18 protein-coding genes are annotated in these 21166 nt (G+C 50.3%); 7 read left to right on the forward strand and 11 right to left on the reverse strand.

The features are described from left to right. Positions 1-229: 229 nt before the first annotated feature. The 3 genes from AC04MQ_RS17195 to AC04MQ_RS17205 form a co-directional block, all read right to left on the reverse strand. Positions 230-2158: a response regulator gene (locus tag AC04MQ_RS17195; protein WP_041577765.1), complete on the reverse strand. Its 1929-nt coding sequence runs from the start codon at positions 2156-2158 to the stop codon at positions 230-232. Positions 2159-2258: 100 nt separating this feature from the next. Then, entirely contained in the window at positions 2259-2729 is a 471-nt protein-coding gene (locus tag AC04MQ_RS17200; protein ID WP_015091474.1) for a hypothetical protein, read from the reverse strand. A 32-nt stretch (positions 2730-2761) separates the two neighbouring features. Then, positions 2762-4525, reverse strand: a complete 1764-nt coding sequence (locus AC04MQ_RS17205; RefSeq protein ID WP_015091475.1) for a SpoIIE family protein phosphatase — start codon at positions 4523-4525, stop codon at positions 2762-2764. 187 nt (positions 4526-4712) lie between these two features. On the opposite strand from AC04MQ_RS17205, the gene AC04MQ_RS17210 reads away from it, so the two are divergent. The 3 genes from AC04MQ_RS17210 (at position 4713) to AC04MQ_RS17220 (ending at position 9586) form a co-directional block, all read left to right on the forward strand. Continuing rightward, on the forward strand, positions 4713-6881 hold the full coding sequence (locus AC04MQ_RS17210) for a FecR domain-containing protein (RefSeq protein WP_475392685.1): 2169 nt from the start codon (positions 4713-4715) through the stop codon (positions 6879-6881). Then, on the forward strand, positions 6878-8827 hold the full coding sequence (locus AC04MQ_RS17215; RefSeq protein ID WP_475392686.1) for an ATP-binding protein: 1950 nt from the start codon (positions 6878-6880) through the stop codon (positions 8825-8827). The genes AC04MQ_RS17210 and AC04MQ_RS17215 overlap by 4 nt, the downstream gene beginning before the upstream one ends. Positions 8828-9004: 177 nt before the next feature. After that, the gene (locus tag AC04MQ_RS17220) at positions 9005-9586 is read left to right on the forward strand and encodes a superoxide dismutase (protein ID WP_041578349.1); all 582 of its coding nucleotides are present in this window, start codon (positions 9005-9007) and stop codon (positions 9584-9586) included. Here AC04MQ_RS17220 and AC04MQ_RS17225 read toward each other — a convergent pair. From AC04MQ_RS17225 to AC04MQ_RS17235, 3 genes are all read right to left on the reverse strand, one after another. Next, positions 9583-10149, reverse strand: coding sequence for a helix-turn-helix domain-containing protein (locus AC04MQ_RS17225; protein WP_011164827.1), 567 nt, complete (start codon positions 10147-10149; stop codon positions 9583-9585). The two genes, AC04MQ_RS17220 and AC04MQ_RS17225, sit on opposite strands and share 4 nt — an antisense overlap. A gap of 62 nt (positions 10150-10211) precedes the next feature. Beyond that, positions 10212-10616 carry a response regulator gene (locus AC04MQ_RS17230; RefSeq protein WP_011164828.1) on the reverse strand — a complete coding sequence of 135 codons (405 nt, stop codon included), beginning with the start codon at positions 10614-10616 and terminating at the stop codon, positions 10212-10214. A gap of 76 nt (positions 10617-10692) precedes the next feature. Continuing rightward, positions 10693-11574, reverse strand: coding sequence for a ChaN family lipoprotein (locus AC04MQ_RS17235; RefSeq protein WP_235046105.1), 882 nt, complete (start codon positions 11572-11574; stop codon positions 10693-10695). A 137-nt stretch (positions 11575-11711) separates the two neighbouring features. Here AC04MQ_RS17235 and rpmG point away from each other — a divergent pair, with 137 nt between their 5' ends. From rpmG to AC04MQ_RS17250, 3 genes are read left to right on the forward strand one after another with little or no spacing between them, the layout of a single operon-like run. After that, complete coding sequence (gene rpmG / locus AC04MQ_RS17240; RefSeq protein ID WP_011164830.1) at positions 11712-11891, forward strand: 50S ribosomal protein L33; 180 nt, start codon at positions 11712-11714, stop codon at positions 11889-11891. Positions 11892-11897: 6 nt separating this feature from the next. Next, positions 11898-12434, forward strand: a complete 537-nt coding sequence (gene dcd / locus AC04MQ_RS17245) for a dCTP deaminase (protein WP_015091481.1) — start codon at positions 11898-11900, stop codon at positions 12432-12434. Continuing rightward, positions 12416-13063 carry a hypothetical protein gene (locus AC04MQ_RS17250; protein ID WP_475392687.1) on the forward strand — a complete coding sequence of 216 codons (648 nt, stop codon included), beginning with the start codon at positions 12416-12418 and terminating at the stop codon, positions 13061-13063. Before dcd ends, AC04MQ_RS17250 begins: the two co-directional genes overlap by 19 nt. 75 nt (positions 13064-13138) lie before the next feature. Here AC04MQ_RS17250 and AC04MQ_RS17255 read toward each other — a convergent pair whose 3' ends face one another. The 4 genes from AC04MQ_RS17255 to AC04MQ_RS17270 form a co-directional block, all read right to left on the reverse strand. Next, on the reverse strand, positions 13139-16198 hold the full coding sequence (locus AC04MQ_RS17255) for a hypothetical protein (protein WP_015091483.1): 3060 nt from the start codon (positions 16196-16198) through the stop codon (positions 13139-13141). Next, positions 16188-17624, reverse strand: coding sequence for a transposase (locus AC04MQ_RS17260; RefSeq protein ID WP_148278817.1), 1437 nt, complete (start codon positions 17622-17624; stop codon positions 16188-16190). Before AC04MQ_RS17260 ends, AC04MQ_RS17255 begins: the two co-directional genes overlap by 11 nt. 168 nt (positions 17625-17792) lie before the next feature. Beyond that, positions 17793-18533 carry an alpha/beta fold hydrolase gene (locus AC04MQ_RS17265; protein WP_041577768.1) on the reverse strand — a complete coding sequence of 247 codons (741 nt, stop codon included), beginning with the start codon at positions 18531-18533 and terminating at the stop codon, positions 17793-17795. Beyond that, on the reverse strand, positions 18520-19536 hold the full coding sequence (locus AC04MQ_RS17270; RefSeq protein WP_015091486.1) for a M14 family zinc carboxypeptidase: 1017 nt from the start codon (positions 19534-19536) through the stop codon (positions 18520-18522). The genes AC04MQ_RS17265 and AC04MQ_RS17270 overlap by 14 nt, the downstream gene beginning before the upstream one ends. A 138-nt stretch (positions 19537-19674) precedes the next feature. Here AC04MQ_RS17270 and AC04MQ_RS17275 point away from each other — a divergent pair, with 138 nt between their 5' ends. Then, positions 19675-20478: a DUF1338 domain-containing protein gene (locus AC04MQ_RS17275; protein WP_015091487.1), complete on the forward strand. Its 804-nt coding sequence runs from the start codon at positions 19675-19677 to the stop codon at positions 20476-20478. A gap of 34 nt (positions 20479-20512) precedes the next feature. Here AC04MQ_RS17275 and AC04MQ_RS17280 read toward each other — a convergent pair whose 3' ends face one another. Next, positions 20513-21160 (reverse strand): HD-GYP domain-containing protein, encoded by a 648-nt coding sequence (locus tag AC04MQ_RS17280; protein WP_015091488.1) that lies wholly within the window; start codon positions 21158-21160, stop codon positions 20513-20515. Positions 21161-21166 lie beyond the last annotated feature (6 nt).

A 21166-nucleotide genomic window follows, 5' to 3' on the forward strand; every position in this document is an offset into this window, starting at 1 on the left:
ACAGAGACCTCAGTTGTTTCGGGATTCTTTAAAGAGAAAAGTCGACTGAAAACAATTGCCGGACTGAGGGCCTTAAGACTCTGCCCTTCAAAAATACATCGAAGGAAGATTGGTCAAAAGTGTCCAGGCGCAAGGCGGAGGGGTCCCTTTGAAGCGCAGGCGTGCTCCAAGCACGTCGGAGCGAAAAAGGTCCCCCGACAACGCAGTCGAATGGGCGCTTTTCACCAATCTATTTTTTCTTGAAGAAGCCTGAAACGACTTGCTTGAGGTCGACGTTGAACACGTCTTGTTTTTTATTGGCAGCCGCCAACACAGAGATTTCCCGACGAGCAGGAATGAAGGAAGGATCCAGTGCCACGCTCTTCTCGAAGGATTTGCGCGCGGCCACCATATCGCCTTTGGTTTTATTGAACAGACCAATCACAAACGGGAAAAGCGTGTCATAACGTTCATCCGGTGGAACCTGCATCAGCTCCAGTTCCACTTCTTTCAGAACGAAGTTCTTTTTGGCCACTTCGACCGAACCCAGTTTTGCCCAAGAGCTGTACAAGTGCAGCTGCTGGGTTTGAGGGTTCAGCTTACTCACCTCGGCAAGCAGCTCCAGCGCTTTCGCGAACTGGGTGTATTGCAGGGCTTTTTTAACTTCTTCCATCAAGGAATTGGCGCGAAGTTTTGCTTCAGCTTCATTTCTTTGAGTTGCCTGACGGATTTGATCGATTTTATTGGTGTCTTTGGAGGCGTTCATGGCGTCTTCCGCCAATGTGCGCACCTTTTGCCATTGGGTGTAGACTTCCGAAGCTGTATCGCCCGGCTCATCCCCCAGCAAAGTCATAAAGTCAGACAGCATGGATTCAGCAGAACCGCCCCCGGTCCCCGTTTCCATGTATGCCACGATTTCGTATGAGTTCTTGTTTTCAAGTTCAGCAGCGATCTTCTTGATGACTTTCAACTGCTCAGCCGGGCTTGCAAAGGCCGCACGCTGGGCAAAGACAATCAATCCTTTGGTTAAAAGGAAGTGGATGGCCTTATAGACCGCCACTTCATTATAACCTTTGATGTCCAGAAGCTGCGTCAGAGTGATCTGATTGTTCAGCTTCACCGGCAGGCCTTCCAGGGATTTCACCAAAGACATGCTCAGGGCCGGATGATCATCACGGAAAGTCGGACTTTTCACGATGATGTTACCGGACCACATCACATACAGGGACTTCAGCCAGTTAATAGAGATCTTGGAAGCGATCCAGTCATGCAGATAGTACGACAGACTGTCAGCATCGATACTTGGATTGCTCATCTCAACTTCCGCGGATGCAAAATTCACGCGGATTTTCTGATCAACAATCGTGCGCACCAGACGGATGTTCATTTGCTCCATCAGGATCAGATCAAAGGCATGGGGGCTTAGCTGGTTGTTCTGAATCAGATAGTCACCGATACGGCGGTTATTTTTAACACGCAGAGCCTCCTGCACGTCTTGCGGGGTCGCATAACCACTCTGGATCAGCATCTCCCCCAGGAAGGTGGTTTTGTCATCCACGTCCACACCCACGATATTCCCGTTACAGAACGAGATACCGGACACGGAACCATCGGCATTATAGATATTCAGATAACCACCGCTCTTGGTTTCCACCAGCAGAGAATACAGGAATGGCAAGTCAAAGCCGCTCACCTCTTCAATGGACTCAATCACCTTTCTTTTCTGGCGGTTGGTCACTGTTGGGTTGGCGAACATCTGATAAAGCAGCTTACGCGCGCTGGATTCTTCGCGGCGTGGAGCCTCTTCTTTTTTCACGATTTTCAGCACCTGCTCCATATCGAATGGCTTTTTCATGAAAGCCACGGCCTGGGTGCTTTGAGTCGCTTCCTGAATGAAGGATTTGTCGGTATAAATACCGCTCATCAGAACGACTTTGAATTTGGCATTGGGATAATTGGCGCGGGCTTGTTTGATGAAATCAAGGCCCGTCATCTGTGGCAGCAAGCAGTCACAGAACAGGAATTCGATATTGGAATTGCTGGCGAAAATGCTATTGGCCTCGTCCGGACGGGACGCGACAAAAACGGCGTGGCCAGCGCGGCTTAAAATTTCTTTTAAGGCCGATCTGACCGACTCGTCGTCTTCCAATATCAAGATCTTAGATTTGCCTGATTCCACGCTTCCTTGTCGGCTCTAAAGGCCCTTCCATTTAGGATAAAAGCAAAAAGCGGGGCTGTTATACAGCACCCGCCCCAAGAACTGGACCTTTGTCGGTGGATTACTTCTTAATAAATTTGAAATACTTCGACTCAATGACGTCCATTTCCATTTCGTTCCCCTCTTCATCTTTTACGGATGCTGGAGGATTCACGTTGCCTTCGCTGAACTCTGTCCCATAACGGAACAGGACGTTCTTTTCAGACCCGGAGTCATCGTTGTAATAAGGGACAAAGAATGAGCTCACTTTGCCGGAAGCTGGCAGGAAGCCATCAACCATGTTGATCTGATCCACAATCACCTTCGGGCAATTGCTGAAGCTGATTTGAGCCGGGCCCGCTGTGCCCATCCACTTGATCCATTCACGGATACCGCAGGAGTTGATGCTCTTCAGTCCGCTCAGCTCCACTTCAATCTGTGGATTGCCGCCAAGGCTGAACTGAGAAAAATCAACGTCCTCATCAATAGTGCCTGCCATCTGGACAGTCAGCTTATCTGCGGCTTTGTTCATTTTCACATCGAGTTTACCCATAGTTCCAATCTCCTCGTTCGCAAAATCTAACTTTAACTAAGACCTTCATTTTTCACTACAAAAAACGTGACGTCATCGATTAAGGGCGCGCCTTGACGATGGGCTTGGAAGCTCATCGCGAAACGCTCTACCGAGTCATTTACGCCCGGGAAATCCTTATTAGCCGCAATCAGGGCCTTGATGAATTCACGCTCGCCCCAGGCCTCTTTACCGGGGTTCTGGATATCTGGAATACCGTCTGTATAGAAGAATACCAGATCTCCCGGCTCAACCTGAATGGTTGTTTGTTCGTACACCGAATCACGGGCCTGTCCCAGTCTGGGATTGTTCACTTCATTTAATGGAACAAGGTCTTTCTTTTTAAGTGTGCCGCCCTCATTTTTCTTCATCAGGAACGGCGCCTCGTGCGAAGCATTGCAGTAAGCAAGCTCGCCTGTCTCCAGATCAAAAGACGCCAGGAAGAACGTCATCATGATGCGGCCCTTGGACACATCATAGATCGAACGATTCAACAGCTCCAGCGCTTTGGCCGGAGTGATATTCAGACGCTCGATAATTGTGGAGGCAGATTTCGCCGCACTGGTGATCAATGCTGCCGGCGCCCCGTGCCCCGTCGCATCCCCGATCCACAGGAAGATTTTGTTGCCAATCTGACAATAGTGCCACCAGTCGCCACCGCACTCACTGGCCGGTTCATAGTAACCCGCAATCGACAACGGACCGATCTTGGCCTGCGTTTCCGGGAACAGGGTTTCCTGCACGGTTTTTGCGGTTTGCAGCTCGGATTCCATTCGCGCTTTTTCTGCCGTCTGATCCAGCAGGCGGGAAACTTCCGCCGCCATGATATTGAAATTGTCAGCCAGACTTCCGACTTCATCATTGGACTTCACGTCAACGCGGATGTTGAAGTCCCCTTCCGCCACCTTTTTGGTCGCATCGAACAATTGTGTTAAAGCTTGAGTCAAACCGCTGGAAGCAAACAGACTCAAAATCACCGTCACAGAAATCAAAATACCGAAGAAGATCAAAGATTTTCGAATCAGAATCTGAACGGCCCCCAGGGCTTTTTCTTTTTCCACCGTGGTCACAACGATCAGATCACCAAATCCCGCGCGCGAGAAAGAAACCAAAAGCTCTTTGCCATCAACCGAACGATCGGTCTCGGCCCCTTGCGCGATTTGTTTGTTGGTGCCTTCCAGGAACTGCGGACTGACGGTGGATTGAAGCTTCTGCCCCGGCATTCCATCCGGCCCAAACAAAACCGTCCCGTCAGAGGAAATCAGATACATTTTCTGAGACATCGCTGCACGGAACATCTCGGACGCTTCGCTCATCTTCACGATAACCAAAAACACCGTGTTGCGGGTGTTGGTTTCATCGCTGACTTTTTCCATGATGAACACACGGTCGTCACTGAATGGCACCTTCACCACACGTCGAGTGGCTTCGACTTCGGCAAAGTAGCCGGACATCTGGGCTTGCAGGCTGCTCAGCACCCCGTCTGTCTGATTCGGAACTTTCTCAAGCACCGCGGCCTTTTCATAGGCACCCGTTGCAGAAGGCTTAAAGACCACGATGGATTCCAGATTGAATTCGTTCTGGAAGATGGACTCGCCCACGGAAGAAAATTTCTGCTGACTCAGGTAATCCTGAAAGATCGGCTTGGTCGTTCCAAGCACGGCATTCAACTGTGTCTTAATTTGAGCCGCCATGGTTCCGGACATGCTGCTGGAAGAATCAAAGACGTAAGCGATCTTATCGTCTTCAAAAATTTTCAGCGCCAGAACCAAATACACTGTAAGTGTAATAAGTGGCAACGAAGTGAGTAACAGAAGAATCTTGTATCTAATTGATAATCCACGTTTTTTCACGACTCCAGTATGCCTGTTCCGTAACTGGCCGAAAACAAATTCTCACATAACTTAGCCTAAGGTCTGTAAATCTCTTATCATTTCCAACCGATAAGGTTTGAGCAGGAGTCTTATGTCGCGCTTTGGACGAACAGAAAAAATGATCTTCACCGGAGCCCTGCTTGTGCTCATGGTCTTCTCGTACTTCCTGTACGATGACTCTTTGCTATTCCCGAAATCAAATACCGGCGAACTGGAACTGATTGGTTCCGTTGCTGTTTCTCAGAACGACGTGCGCCGAAAAAATCTGGATACTTTCAGCTGGCTTCCGGCATCGCGCAAAGACAATGTCTTCCAAAATGATTCTATTTTTACAGGTGATCGTTCCGAAGCCACTATTCAGTTGCAGGATGGAACCCAGATTCGCATCGAACCAAATTCTTTGATCACTTTGAATCTTAAAAACGGTCAGATGAATCTGGATCTGCGTTACGGAAACCTGGTCGGTGAACTGGCGCAAGGCTCGTCCCTGACCATCAAATCCGGCACCGAAGAATTCAAACTGGAAGGCTCGGCTACAAACACACAGGAAAAGCCTAAAATCAAATTCAACAAAGCCCACAGTGGCACGGTTGATTTGAAACTGCTTTCCGGTGACGTCAAGTATACGGACAAGAAAAAACAGGCCGTTAAAGAACTGCCTAAGAACGCCGTGGTCGCTGTAAAAAAAGACGGCGACATCAAACCGGTTGAAAAACCAACCTTGCTTGTGAAAACTCCGGACAACATGAACTGGCTTCGTGTGAATCCGGACGATCCACTGCCATTTGAATGGCAGGGCAAAGGTGATATTGCCCGTTATGAACTGGAAGTTTCCCCGACGGAAGACTTCAGCTCTGTGGCCCTTTCAAAAATGACCAACGAACAAAGAGTCGCGGTGACAGAACCTCTGCAACCGGGTCCTTATTTCTGGCGTTTGAAAACCTATGATCGCAATGGCGAAGTGGGCGTTGTTTCCCAAGCCCAGCGCATGAGCATCACTCACCTGGCCGGTCCACAGATTGTGACCCCGGTTCAATCCGCCCAAATCAATCTGGAACTGAAAGTGAAACCTCAGGAAGAACTGGCCTCCACCACGGAAGTTCAGTGGAAAGCCATGGCCCAGCTAAAACACTTCACCTGGCAGGTGGCAGCCGATCCGGAATTCCAGCAGATCATTAAAGATGGTCAGACGGATTCTTTGGCGGCAGTGACTCCTCGTCTGCCAAGCGGAACTTACTGGGTGCGTGTTCAGGGCCAAACAGCCGCGAACAATGTTTCCCCTTGGTCTGAGCCTGTGTCCTTCACATTGAATCTGGCCGCCCATAAAGAAGAGCGCCCAAACAAGCCAGTGCTGATCACTAAAAAGGTCGATTTCAAGGCACCCACCGGCGAAAGAAATCCAGCATCGCCGGAAGCTCCGAAGCTTGCGTGGAAGCCGGTTCTTAGAAGCAAAGGGTATCAACTGCAGATTTCCAAGGACATGAACTTTGCCGAAGCCGAAAAGTACGACATCACCCAAAATCAGGTGGCGTGGTCTCAGTTCCGCCCGGGTAAACACTATTACCGCGTTCAAGCCAAAGGCATCAACGGTCTTAACAGTGACTTCAGTGAAGTTGGAACAATCGACGTCAGCGTCGGCGGCCTGACTTTGAATCCATTAAAAACCATCAACGCCATCGGCCAGGCTGCGGGACCAAAAGAAACCCCGATCAGCTGGAGCGAAGTACCGTTTGCTAAATCCTATTTAGTACAAGTGGACAAATCAAAAGAGTTCACGGCTCCTCAACAACTGGAATACTCCGCCACGGGTGGCAGTCTGACGCTGCAGGACCCGGGCAACTATGTGGTGCGTGTGCAGGCTTTGGATGAAGCCAACAAACCACTGACAGAGTTCTCAAATATTCAGGAAGTTCTTTACACCTTCCGCACCCCACTGGTGGCACCACCTTTGATGGAGCCATTCAACAACGCCTCTATTTTCCTGCAGACCGAGATGGAACCATTCATCTGGCTGGAATGGAAAAAGGTGGAAGGCGCGACTTCCTATCGCATCGAGATTTCCGACAAACCGGATTTCTCGCGCACACTGATTGCAAAATCTTTGGCTGGCAACCGCTTCCTGATCAAGGAAAAGGTTCCACTGGGGAAAATCTACTGGAGAGTTCGTGCCGAAGCCAAAGGCGATGCCGAAATGTCCGAGTGGGCGGAAAAACGTGAGTTCACCCTTTATCACCAGAAGAATGAGACCTTCGTAAAATGAGAATCCAGTACTCCCTCTTCGACACCCTTTTAGAGCCCGTCTTTGTTCTGACCGCAGATCAAAAGGTTGTCTATTGCAATGAAACCGCCGCCATTGTGGCCGGCCTTTCCATCCGCAAGATCACAAGAGGCATGAAGTTCAATGAACTATTCCAGTTCAGCGAACCGATTGAAGCCCTGGACAATCTGATCGGTGTGTCGGATGCGACCCCGTATAAAGAGGTCAATTTCAAAGCCCTTCACGCAGAAGAAGGAAAGGTGCAGATCACACTGCAGCCGATCTTTGATTCCATGGGCGACAAGAACTGGATCGTCTTTGTGCGTGACGTGACTTTGGAAGAACGTCTACAGAAGAAATACCGCGCTGAACTGGAACAAAAAGAAGGCGTCATTTCCGCCCTTGAAGAAGCCAAAGTTCAGCTTGAAAACTACAGTAAAAACCTGGAACAGATGGTGGCCGAGCGCACGCGCGAGTTGTCCCGTCTGAATCAAACCATGTCCGCCCTGCTGGACAGTCTGGGCCAGGGATTCTTTATATTTAATGCTGAAGGTAAAATCCTGGATGTGTCCTCGAAGGCCTGTGAAGCCACGGTGGAATGCAAACCGGACGGTCAGCTGATCTGGGATGTGCTGAAACTTCCAGAAAACAAAGTTGAAGGCTTCAAAAAATGGATGCAGACCCTGTTCATGGAAATGCTGCCCTTTGAAGACCTGTCCTGCCTGGGACCTGAAACCTACCCGCACACCAAAGAGCGCAACATCGCCCTTGAATACCATCCCCTTCGCAGCAACGAAGGCACGATGGAAGGTGTTGTTGTTGTAGCTTCTGATATCACTTCGCTGGTCGAAGCTCAGAAACAAGCCGAACGCGAAAAAGAACACGCAAAATTGATCATCCACATGATCAAATCCAAACGTGAAATTCACCGCTTCATCCAGGAAGCTCAAGGCCTGCTGGGTCAGGTGCGTGATGAAGTCAGCAAAGATGACGGTCCTTACGACACCGAAGAGCTGTTCCGCAGCCTGCACACGCTCAAAGGCGGCGCCGCGCTGTTTTCGATCAAAGATGTTGCCGAAGCCTGCCATCAGGCCGAGGGACTGCTGGCCGAACTGAAACAGTCCTGGACTCACCCCGCCTTTATCGCCCTTCGTGGCAAATGCTTTGAAGTGGAAGAGTTCTTCCACAAGTTCCTGGATCAGACCAAAGAGATTCTGGGAAGCTCGAACCTGCCGGAAGAGCGTCAGATCGAAGTCGCTATCAGCAAACTAAACCACATCGCCCGCAAAGTGGGCTCACTGCCTGGAGGCGGTGCCGTGGCGCAGGAACTGTTGCTGGAACTTGCGATGGAGCCTGTCACTGGATTTATCGAGCCTTACAGTGATGTGATGCTGCGAGTGGCAGAACAAACAGACAAAATGGTTTCGCCACTGAAGATTCATAACGGAAACCTGATGGTCATTCCGGAAATTTACAGCGGTTTGTTCTCGACATTTGTGCATGCTTTCAGAAATGCTGTCGATCACGGTATCGAAATGCCGGATCACCGCGTGGATATCGGCAAACCTGCCGAAGGCCAGGTGGATGTTACTTTCAGTCTGAATCACAATTCCCAAGGGTCTTGGTTGCTGGTGCAAATCAAAGATGACGGCGGTGGTATTGACCCGGCCCGCATTCGCGAAAAGCTTGCCGGCAAGGGCTTGGATGTGTCCGCTGAAACCGATCAGCAGATCATTCAGCATATCTTCGACAGTCAGTTCTCGACCCGCGAACAAGTCACGGACATCTCGGGCCGAGGCGTGGGTATGGACGCCATCAAAGTCGCCGCTGAAGAGCTGGCCGGCCGCGTATGGGTTGAATCCACCGTAGGACAAGGCTCCACCCTGTTCGTCGAAGTCCCGTACATCACCGAATTCCAAAAAGACAAAAAACTCCCTTCCGCAGCCTAAAAAGGTGCCTGGTTGTTTTATCTGGCTACACAGCGTCGCCTGATGTAGGCATTTTAGCGTCATTTCCGCCAATATATCGTCCCTTTGCCAATATAAAGACCAAAGGGTTCCTCAACCCCCGCCCGACCTCTATTCTGATCATGGAATTTCAACCTGAACGACAAGGAGAACTCTATGATGAACTTCGAACTTCCAGCACTTCCCTACGCAAAAGACGCCCTGATTCCTCACATGTCCGCTGAGACATTGGAATACCACCACGGCAAACACCACAAAACGTACGTTGATAACCTGAACAAACTTGTTCCCGGCACTGAACACGAAGGCAAAACTTTAGAGCAAATCATTATGACAAGTTCTGGCGGCGTGTTTAACAACGCAGCTCAGATCTGGAACCACACGTTCTTCTGGAACTGCCTGTCCCCGAATGGCGGCGGCGAACCTGCCGGCGAGCTGGCGCAAGCCATCGTTCGCGATTTCGGTTCCATCGAAAAATTCAAAGAACTGTTTGCTGATGCCAGCATCAAACAATTCGGCTCGGGCTGGGGTTGGCTTGTAAAAAACAAAGAAGGCAAACTGGAAATTCTTAGCACCAGCAATGCTGAAACCCCAATGACCAAAGGTCATACGGCTATTTTGACTTGTGATGTGTGGGAACATGCTTACTATATCGACTATCGCAACAGCCGCCCGAATTTTCTGGCAGCGTTCTGGAAGCTGGTGAACTGGGAATTTGCCGCGAAGAACTTTAAGGCCTAATACCTTGGTGTCATCGTCACGACACTCAGGCCGATGGCTTTTGTAGCGCCCGTGTTAACATAGTTATGGGCTGAATCCCCCGGGAATGCCAAAACATCTCCGGGCTTCAGCTCAAAACTTTCCCCGCTGACCACCACGGTCATCTGCCCCTGCACACAGTGCAAATACTCTTTCGTACCGCTGGAATGCGGAATCCCACCCATACGAGCGCCCACTTCAAGCTCCATGCGATCAATGGCCATCCCCGGAATGGGATCCGGTAAAAGTTTGTAAACAGTGACGTTGCCTTTGGCTTTTTTATTGGCGGGGATTTCATCCTTGCGAATCAACTTTGTCTGGGATCTGGGCGTTGCCAGCAGCTCTTCGAATGAAACCTGCAAAGCCGCGCAAACCTTGGCCAGATTCACCAGCGAGGGATTGCCCATCCCGCTTTCCATATTGGTCAGTGTGGATCGCGGCACCCCGGCCAGTTTCGCCAAGGCAGCCTGAGTCAGTTGACGTTTTTTACGAAGTTCAGTGATTTGAGCGGCAAGGTTCTGGGCCAATACATCGAAAGAAGTCATGCCCTATGGTAGATGCTTGAACGAAAGAGTGCAACGCACGCGCGCAGCACTCTTTAAAGAATCTATTTGTTGTGTTTGCTGTAAGCAGCTTTCAATTTGTCTTCAAAGATCTTTGCCGAGAATGGCTTCACGATATACTGGGACACACCCGCAAGAACCGCTTCGGTGACCTGATCACGCTCAGACTCTGACGTCAAAAGCACGAATGGCAGATTCGCAAACTCCGCCGTGGCGCGGACTTGCTTCAAAAGTTCCAGGCCCTTCATTTTCGGCATGTTCCAGTCGGAAATCACCAGTTGAATCTGAGTGCCCGGAGTGTTGTTTTGAATAAGGATTTTAAGACCGGCTTCCCCGTCTTCAGCTTCCTGCAGGTTTTTATAGCCCATGGCTTTTAACGTGTTCTTCACCAGATCACGAATGGAGGGCATGTCATCAATAACTAGGATGCGGGTCTCTGGGGGGAACATAGACGAGGTCTCCTCTATTCCCCTATTCTAGAAAACCTGTGGTGAATCTCAAAGATTCTTTACAATGCTGGACCTATTACTGGCCTGCCGCTGGACTGGCGGGTGCCAACCACAGGTAATCAGCACGGGGTCCGTCCTGAGTGCCTGGGTTGATTTCAGTCGCAATTTCGTCCTCAGTCAGACCTGAGGTATTCACTTGAGAATAGGTCAGTACTGGGAACTCGGCCCCGCGCACACGCAAACGATCCGGCAGACCACCCCCATACTGCACATGGAAATCCCCGACCACAATCACCAGAACCTGCTCGGGATGGGATCGCATGAATTCCACCGCCTGCCACGCCATCGTGTCATCCCAGATGGACTGAGACGTAAAGTAACGCTCGCCCGCTTCCGGATTCGGCAAATGCGGCATCATGGAAAGGAAACGGCGTTTGTAGCCATCATTACCCACCGTAAACTGAGGCGGCATCAACTTCAGATCATCCGGAGTCAGCGCCTGCAGGCCCCCTTTGGAAACCTTGCCCGTCAAAGAGCGCGGCGCATTCAACGCGATCGTCTTTGAACCCTCTGACAGGTTCGGGAACACGCTTTGCGCGCGATAGTAATCATAAGAGGGATTGCCCCATTTGATTTGAGAGAGGAAGTCAGCTTCGCTCAAAAGCCCCTGACGATAAGAGTCCACGGCCGGCTGATCAGTATATGTAAAAAATTCCATCCCGACAGAGACCTTCAAGCCTTTTGCCCGAAGCGCCTGCATAATAGCGACTTGCTGGTTTTGGTGTTCTTTGAAACCGTGATTTTCACCGATAACTACGATAGAACCCGGAGTGACTGGACCGACGGTTTCGGCCAAATCGACCGGTTGGAGGTCATTTCCACGCAAAATGCCACTAGTTTGAGCATGTGCGCAGGCCAACATGAGCAGGGAACTTAAAAAAAGGCCGAAAGTCTTCACGATTCCTCCTCTAGACGCGAATTTGTCTGTTGAAGTTTCCTTTTTCCTTTGATACCTTGAGCCCCTTTGAAAAGGTATTGTCATTTTTTCTATACAACGCGTGGCAGTACAAATGGTTCAATTTAAGGGGTATCGCAATGGCTAAAAAGACAGGAAGAATCATCGTAACTCTTGAGTGCACTGAAGCTCGTGCTGAAGGCAAACCTGTTTCTCGTTACACTACTACAAAAAACAAAACTAAGACTCCAAGCCGTCTTGAGAAGAAGAAATACAATCCGAATCTTAAGCGCCACACTGTCCACAGAGAAACGAAGTAATTCGTAATGATTCTGACGGATCAGCAAATTCTGGATTTCATGAAGGAAGGCTCCATTAAAGTGGAACCTTTCCGCAGAGAGTGCCTGGGTACGAACTCTTATGATGTTCACCTGGGTAAAACTCTAGCTGTCTATGAAGACAAAGTGCTGGACGCCAAGAAGCATAACAAAATTCGTACCTTTGAAATTCCAGAAGAGGGTTTCGTGCTAATGCCGGATACTCTCTATTTGGGCGTTACTTTTGAGTACACTGAGACTCTGAAGCATGTCCCATTTTTGGAAGGCAAATCGAGCGTAGGCCGTCTCGGAATCGACATCCATGCCACTGCTGGCAAAGGAGACGTCGGTTTCTGCAACTATTGGACTCTGGAAATTTCCGTGAAACAGCCTGTGCGTGTTTACACTGGAATGCCGGTTGGTCAGTTGATATACTTTGAAGTGAAGGGTGACATTTTAACTCCTTATAATGTCAAACCATCAGCAAAATATAACGACAAACAACCAATCCCGGTAGAGTCCATGATGTGGAAAAATTCATTCTAAAATCCCTACTCATACTTGGTTTCCTGGCTAGCGCCGCCTGCTCATCGGGTGGCGATGTCGAAGACATTTCTGGTTTAGACAGTTACACTGTCGTATCCGGTTCGTTCAGCCAGGCTGACTCGACTGCGCTGCATATCGCAGGCACCACCGGCGTTGTTCGCTTCACTTCTACACTGCCCGGCGTCAGCTCTTCCCGCTCTATTTCTCTGAAAGCTTCTTTAAATAACGTCACTTTAAGTGATGTCAGCGCCGTTTTCTATGCGAGCGACTCCAGCGTGTCAGGTTCAACGGGTATCGTGGTGACCTTCAGTCGCACGGGCGCCAGCGTGAACGCTTCGATCACATTTAATGGCCAAACTCGCACCGTCACCAGTGCTGATATGGGCTTTTACATCCCCAACAACATTGATGTGGTGATTGACCTTCACAACGTCGGCACTAAATCCCGCGTCTATATCTGGAGACGTGATAATCTGGTCTATGCACCGACCAGCGCTGATGTGGATTCAAATTCGGATGTTTCTTCGGCACTGCCAACTGCCGTTGGCCCCGGGGTCTTTGCCGGGTTGATTCTGAACTATGCGACCGTCACGGCAGCACAAGTTTCAACACCTAAAGTGCTCGATTAAGAAATCTCACCACTGATTTAAGCAATAAAAAAGCCCCTGTTCGGGGCTTTTGTTTTTTCTGATTTTAATTCTGAATTAAAGCTGGCTTGCGGCTTTTTCAAGAGCGTCCTGGGAGGCTGGCTCTTGAATGATCTTGGCACTTGGGCTTTTAGCGACCTGTTCGGCGATATAACCCAGGATCTGAGCCAGCTGCACGCGGTCCGCCCAGACGTCCCACTTGTCTTGTTTGCCCTTCCACTTGAACATGAACCTTGCCTGCTCCATCAACGTTGTTGGCGGTTTGCCGTAACGAAGAATGAACGTGAACACATCCAGCAGGTCTTTTTCTTTCAGCACACCACTTTTCAACTGATCCGCAGCAAGTTCTTTCAACAGACCTTTAAAGGCCGGATAAGCTTTAATGGCTTCGCTGGTGGAAATAATGTTGTCTTTGTTCTTATCAAAGCGGGCAAAGACCATTTCCACGTACTGAATCACGTGCGGAGTCAGGGCAATATCGCCCATCTTCGCCAGATTCTTGTCATTCGGAACGTAACCGGCCGCCATAAAGACATTGTTCATATAATAAGCCCACTCGTCGGCCGAGGCCTTCTTCATGAACTTGATGTATTCCGGCGTCGCTGACATGATCGCAGGCATAGCGTCTTTATAAGCTGCACGAGCACAGCTTAAAGTCACCAGACTGTTGTCAGTCACTTCTTCATCACGACCGAAGCACTTTTTCACAAGCTCGGTGCGCAGACGCGTATTGATACCCACACCCGACCAGATCATGCCAATCAAATCCGTGATCTCGGCCTGAGAAGCCAGGGCATTCCCGTCAGAGTGCGGAACAAAGATATTGGCTTCACGGAAGCGCGAAGATGCAAAAGAGGTGTTCTTCGGATCCAACAAACCCATTTCCACAAAGATGGATTTCAGTTCGTTAAACGCCCCTTCCACTTCCGGTAAGGTCGCACCCTGGAACGTGTTGATACGATTCAGGTCATTAGCAAAAGAGCGAATCAGCAGTCTTGCCACCGCACGGTTGCGGTTCAGGTCACGCAAGCTCTTAAACGTGTAAAGCTGTTCAAACTTGTTCGAGATAATCACAAAACCACGATAGTCCGTGGTCATTGGAACCGGGCTTTCCACCGACAAGATCAGTTCGGTCAGCGCCGCCTGCAATGGCAGGGCGTGAGCATCCAGGTTCTTTTCAGTTTTCTTCAACACTGCCAGCAGGTCCTTGGCTGTCAAACCTTCTTCCGGTTTCCAGCCTTCGGCCATCTGGGCAAACATCAGCTCGGTGTCGATCCAGATCTGCATTTCCTGACGACCCACTTCAACCGAAGTCAAAGTCAGCGCATCAGGTTTATGACCGGACAAACGGGCCTCTGGAGCCACCAGCATGTTGTTCAGAACCACACTGATCAATTTGTCGGCGGATTGTTCATTGATTGCACCCGGTACCAGCTCCAAGCGGATCAGGTGCTTCACAATCTTGTTCAATTCCACGCGAGTGAACTGGTTTTCTTTTTTCACCAGCAACAGATCACGCAGGATGTTCAGGGTCTGATTCCCAAACACCGAGAAATAGCTCAGATTCACCGGCTGCTGCAGGGATTCACCCATCAGGAAATACTGATAGTACAGGAAATCAGAATACGCACGGGCTGCAAAGCCCAACAACACACTCCAGTTGGATTTGCGCAAAGACGAATCATTGCCGCCCAGAACGATGTTCTTGGCGTCAATCACCAGCGGCAGATAGCTTTTAATCTGATCAGCCAGGCCCCGCCCGTCTTTCGGTGGATACAGAATTTCAATTTCACGCACGATATTGTTCAGGTCATTCAGGTCGTAAGACCCTTCAAACAACACCCCGGCTTCGCGCACAGTGGCTTCCAGAACAAACTGGGATTCCATGAACAGCTTTTGCGCTTCATCCGGGTCATACATATCCGGATCCCATTCACGACCGTAAATGGAATAGAATGGCATGAAACGTTCGATCAAAGTTCTGATACGGCTGACTTTCAATCTTGCCGTTTCAAAGTCCGTCGTTGTCAGGGAATCAACACTGCCACCAAAGAACAGTTGTTTGATCTTCATACCTTCAAACACAAGACCTGAAGACACTTTAAACTCCGGCCAGACGATTTCCAGGGTTTTTAGCAGGTCAAAGACCTCGTCACGGGAAACAACACCTTCAGGCTTTTCCGCCACAAGATCCTGGAACACGGACAAAACGTCTTCCACCGTGCGGGCCAGATAACCCAGGCGATAACCAGTGCCGGTTTCGGGAACGGACTTAATGAAATAGTGATAGCGCAGGAACTGCACATAACCACGGGCACCCAACAAAGTGAAACGGCGCCATTCGTTCGGGGTGATGGAATTTTCATCTCCACCCGCCAGGGCCTTTTTCACTTTTTTGATCACCGGCATGTACGTCTGAATGACAGAGGGGAAGTCCCATTTTTCGCCGAAGAACTGCCCCATCTCCTGCATCAAAACCACAAAATCAGACAGGTTGTAGCCCTGCGCATTTTGTTCAATCAAAGATGCCAGCATGCGCGCGGCGTTTTGCAGTTCTTTATTGGCTTCTTCAAAGTGACGGACATCACTTTGCATGTTCGGACTTTCAGAAACCTCCCAGTTCAGAGAGATCACTTTCATGTACGGATTCAGATTCACCGTGATAGTACGAAGGCTTTTAACCAAAGCGATGGTTTTATCCAGTTCGCTGCGGGTCAGATACTCGCGACTGCCGCCGACGAAGACCTGCTTCAGCTTCATGAACTCGGTCTGCAGCTGCTGGGAAATAACGACGTTTTCTTTGGGATCCAGGAAGTTCTTTTCAAGGAACGTAGCCAGTTCTTGTGCGGTGTAACGGTCTGCGGTGTTTCCGCGCACATAGCGTTTGAACTTTTCAACCGCGCTGCCGATGCAGTCCCAGGCCGCTTCCAATTCTTCCTTGTTGGCGTCACCGACAACGAAGGCTTTGGCCACAGGCTTGGCTTCGGTCAGACACTGGGTGCCGCCAAATTCCTGGGATTCCGGCGGAGGTGGTTCCTCGCCGACTTTCGAGTCACAGGACGCCAGTCCCGCGACAAGACACAATGCCAGAACGGCCTTCAAACATTTAGAAAACATAAGTCATGCCCCCGTAGAAACGGTCGTTCGCGCGATATTGATTGAGGAATCCGGATGGATCGTGCTTTTCATCCTGCACGCCCAAAACGTCTCCTCCGACGACCACGGCCCACTTTTGGCTTGGGTAATATAAGAACTCGGTGTTCAGCAACGAGCCTCTTTGATCATAATCATACAAATACTTGAAGCGGGTCACGAACGGACGATTGAAGAAGCTTGCCAGCTGCCCCTCAACACGGAAAGAAAGTGCGTTCGTGAATTTCAAACGATCATCAAACATCGTGAAGTCATCCGGCTGGCCGTTGGACTGAATGTCCGTGATGCCGCCGCCTTCAATTTTCAGGTACTCGACCTGGAAGGCCAAAGTTTTTGCCAGGAAGTCCGCCAAAGAAAAATCAAACGCTGCAGAATACGCACGGATCGGTTCCAGCTTCTGGATGGACCACTCGGGATCATCCGGGCGCTTTTCAATAGGATCGTCCTCAAGATAAGAAACAGAAGCCTTCATACGGCCATGAGTGTAACCCACGTCGATGGATTTGATGATGTGATGAGTAACATCCGGAGACACCGTCACGTCCACTTGTTCTTCAGAAACGTCTTTGAAGTTTTTGCGTTTCAGAATCAGTTCATTCACCGGCAGATAACCACCGCTGACCACCACCCACGGGCCACGCTCTTTGTTGCCCAGTCGGCCCATCATCGCCGCACCACCATTGGCCGTCAGCTTCGCTGCATCCGGGATGTCGAGCTGATACTGGATGGTGTTGATGTTGTTGTTGAAGTCATAGTCCCTGGAAGGGGCACGATACCAGCGACTGTCTGAAACCAGTCCGCCACCCTCTTCACGAATATCAGGGCCCATGCTTGGAATGAACAGAGGTGAGGCAAAACCCACAATCTGCCAGCCGTTGGTGTTATAATCCAGGAACAATCCCGTCAGCCCCTGTTCTTCGGGACGAAGGGTGTCGATAGCGAACTTCGGCTGCCACAGCCCCAGCTGCCAGCGGCGGTCCATTTCACTCCAGTCGTGCTTCTTGCGACCGGCAAAGGCGCGGAAAGGCGCTTTCTTGGAAGCCACATAAGCTTCAGAAACAACGAAGTGAGATTGTCCACGGGTGAAGAAGGTCCCGCCAGAGATGTCGGCGGCAAAGTCGATCCAGGAAGTTTCCTTAAGACCGGAAAGACGAGCGGAAAGAAGCTGGCTGTATGTCAAATTCGGAGATTCAGGAATCGGGGTCAGATACTGCATCCCCTCCATCCTGATCTGGCCGTACACCGTCGCCGGTTTTGACGAGATTTGCGGCTGTTGGATAGAGCTCACCCCTTCGGCTTGAGGAATTTTCAAGCTCGTCGATTGTGCCTTGGACTTTGAAACCACCACAACGCTCAAAAGCATCGCGGCTAAATAGGTCCTACTACTCACATCCGCCTCTGGATAAAAGTCTAGGGGATAGAGAATAAGAAAAGGCTTACGGAGTCAACGGAGCCACGCGTTGATGGGCTCCAGGTCGATTATATGCGAGCTGATGGTAAAAAAACCTCGCTCTGTTTGAAAAAACTTCCTTTGAAATCCTGTGTAAAAACAGGCGTTTTAGAGCAAGTGCTCCAGCAGCCATTGCGGGTCGTCAATGGGTACATCATGCCCCGCCCATGGGTGCATTTCCGCGCGCACGCCCCACTTTTCTGCGATCTTCAAAGTGCAGGTTGGGGAAACCAGACGATCCCCGTGACTTCCCAGCAGGCGGATATCACCTGGAGCTGAATCCGGGAAGCGATAACGAGACGCCGCCAGCATCTGACGAATCACGTTCTGAGGGTTCATCGGGTGCTGTTTCGTATATTCCATCATCGCGCCGATTTCTTCTTCGCGCCGTTCGTGGCTGTTGGTGATCATTCCAAGAATCGTTTTTTCCCAGAAGGTTTCATCTTTTTCACGACCGATCAGCTTCAAACCTTTGGGAATGTTGCCGGCAATAAAGCGACGATAAAACGGAGAAAAACCGCCAGAGCTTGTGCACACCAAAGTGGCCTTGCGGATTTCATGAGGGTATTCCTTCATCCATTCCACCGTGATCATCGCCCCCAAAGAGACCGACAACACCTGAAACGGTTCGCCCTTTTGCACATAAGAACAACGTGCGCGCAGATCTTTGACGTATTCAGAAATTTTGATCGGACTGGTTTCACCGTGCCGGGAACCATTGCCCGGCAGATCCAAAAACTCGAATTTATCATTCGGGAAGTGCTGCTGAATTTTTTCAGAGAAAGATCCCCAATGCCCCACTCCGCGCGCCAGCCCGCGCAGCAATAGCCAGTTTCTAGATGTTGCCATACCAAAGCTCCCTGGCCCGGATGTCATGCTGCCGGACCTGTTCCTGATTCTGCGTTGCCCATGCTTGCGGCGAATTCACCGCGCGGATTAAAAACTCCATCAGCGTGTTATGACGGCGCAGTGTGCGTTTGTGACGATGTCCTTTCAGTGGATTGAACGGACCTTCCGCGCTGAAAATCTGCCACGGATTTTTCTTCACCCAAAGCCATGAACCCATTTCCAGACACAGCGGCACATAGAGGCCGTTGCCAGGACGGGCGCGGTGATTGTCGTACAGATAATCCCACAAATCCCCGTGCGTGGTGTAGTTCTGGGCTTGCGGTTCAAAACGATAAAAATGATGCGGATACGTGCGATCCAAAAGGTCTTTCAGCGCGTGACACAGATGCAGTTCCGGATAAGGCTGCACCGTCTTGGCATACGGGAACCACAGGCGGTCCTGCAGACCAAAACCCGAATGCAGATCCAAAGTTATCGCCAGTTTGCTTTGCGCGATTTCCTGCTGGACACAGTCCACCAGAGCTTGCGCTTCAAGCTGCATCGGCGCGCCTTCTTCACCGCGATACCAAGGCAGTTTTTTACTGTAGCGATGACCGCCCAGCAAAAACTGTGGGTTGTCAGCATCGATGGGCGCATTGCGCATCAAATCCACGCCCTGAGGATTGCAGCGGGTTTTGCGATAGATCCCGACCGGGTTCACCGTCGGAATGAAAAAGATGCGGACTTTTTCAAGGGTCTGCTGAATGCTTTCGTCCCACTGGGACAGCTCCGCCAAAGAGCTCATCAAAGCAACACAGACTTGAGCACCGATGCGTTCAAGTCCGTGCACTCCACCGACAAAACCCAGCACCGGAGCCTGCGGGTCCTGACTGCCAAAAGAAACTTTGTAAATTGGAAAGCGCAGGTCTTCGTACTGACTATGGGTCAAAATCTCCGCCCGGGCGGTGGAGCCCAGTTGCGCGATTTTTTTTTCGATTTGCTGGATCTCAGGCAATGTTGTCATTCTTTTCCCCAGAGCCCCCTATTGTTCGCGATAATTCCACCGTGTCCAACGCTTAACGCTCGCGGCCATTAAAGGATTGCACCACTCTGACAACAGGGGTAGTCTCGTCAGTGCTGAAATAATATTTAGGAGATCGCCATGATGAATCTGGACACTCTGTTGCAAAAGATGTGGGTGGATTACTGCCAACTGAATCCTGCGGCAAAACGCATTTACGACATTTTCACCTCTGAAGGTGAAACCGTGCTGAATGACCATATTGCTCTTCGCACCTTCAACCACCCGCGCCTGGGGATTGAATCCCTGGCAAAGCACTTCAAAAAACTGGGTTACGTTGAAAAAGGCGAATACACGTTCGTGGAAAAAAAGCTTTACGCCAAACACTACGAACACCCGAACATGGACAATCCAAAGATTTTCATCAGCGAACTGGAGCTTGAAAAGGTGTCCCCTTTCGTCCGTGAAACTGTGAACCAACTGGTGGCACAGGTTCCGGAATCTGTGATTGAAAGCGAAACTTTCGCCATGGCGGGACGCCCTTGGAAAGTAAACTGGGAAACTTACGCAAAACTGGCGGAAGAATCCGAATACGCTTCCTGGGTGGCGGCTTACGGCTTCCGTCCAAATCACTTCACGGTGAACGTGAACAAACTGAACAAGTTCAACGATCTGCCGACTTTGAACAAGTTCGTTCAGGACAAAGGCTATACGCTGAACAAATCCGGCGGTGAAATCAAAGGGACCAAAGCGGACTATCTGGAGCAAAGCTCCACCATGGCTTCTGAAATTCCGGTGAGCTTCGACGACGGCAGCACCCACAATATTCCGGGCTGCTACTATGAGTTCGCAAAACGCTATGCGCTGGACAACGGCCAGCTGTATCAGGGCTTTGTCGCAAAATCTGCTGACAAGATCTTTGAAAGCACGAACAAACAGAAATAGTTCAAATGAAAAAGGCCGGGAAACCGGCCTTTTTTTATGCGATTTTTTTGATCAGGTAATTCAGAGTGTCCTGATCCTGCTTCTGGTCCTTCCAGTGCTCGTGCGCCTTCAGGAAGATCTGCACCAGCTGCGGATCGAACTGCGTGCCCGAGCAACGTTTCAGTTCTTCGTACACCACTTCCATCGGCAGACCTTTGCGGTAAGCGCGGGTTTCTGACATGGCATCACAGGTGTCAACCACCAGGATAATACGCGCAATCAGCGGAATCTCGTCGCCATTCTTTTTGTCCGGATAACCACGGCCATCGACACGTTCGTGATGTCCGCGAATGCCCGGCAGAATCTCGGCAAAGAAATCATGGGTCGCCAACGGCTTGATGATCTCTTCACTCAGCACCGGATGGCACTTCATCAGTTCATATTCCTGATCAGTCAGTTTACCCGGCTTGGCGATGATCTCTTGAGGCACACCGATTTTGCCAATATCGTGGAAAAGGCCGGCAAATTCAGCCAGCTTCTGCTGATACTCATTCAAGCCTGCATCGCGCGCCAGTTTACGAGACATCTCCCCGACACGGCAGCAATGGGCATACGTCAAAGGGTCTACGACCTTCAATGACTGCATCAGCGCCTGGGCGGCATCGTAAGCCCAAGTTGGAATGTTTCCCCAGGAAGAAGACATGGCACT

This window comes from Bdellovibrio sp. MYbb2 (assembly GCF_056175685.1).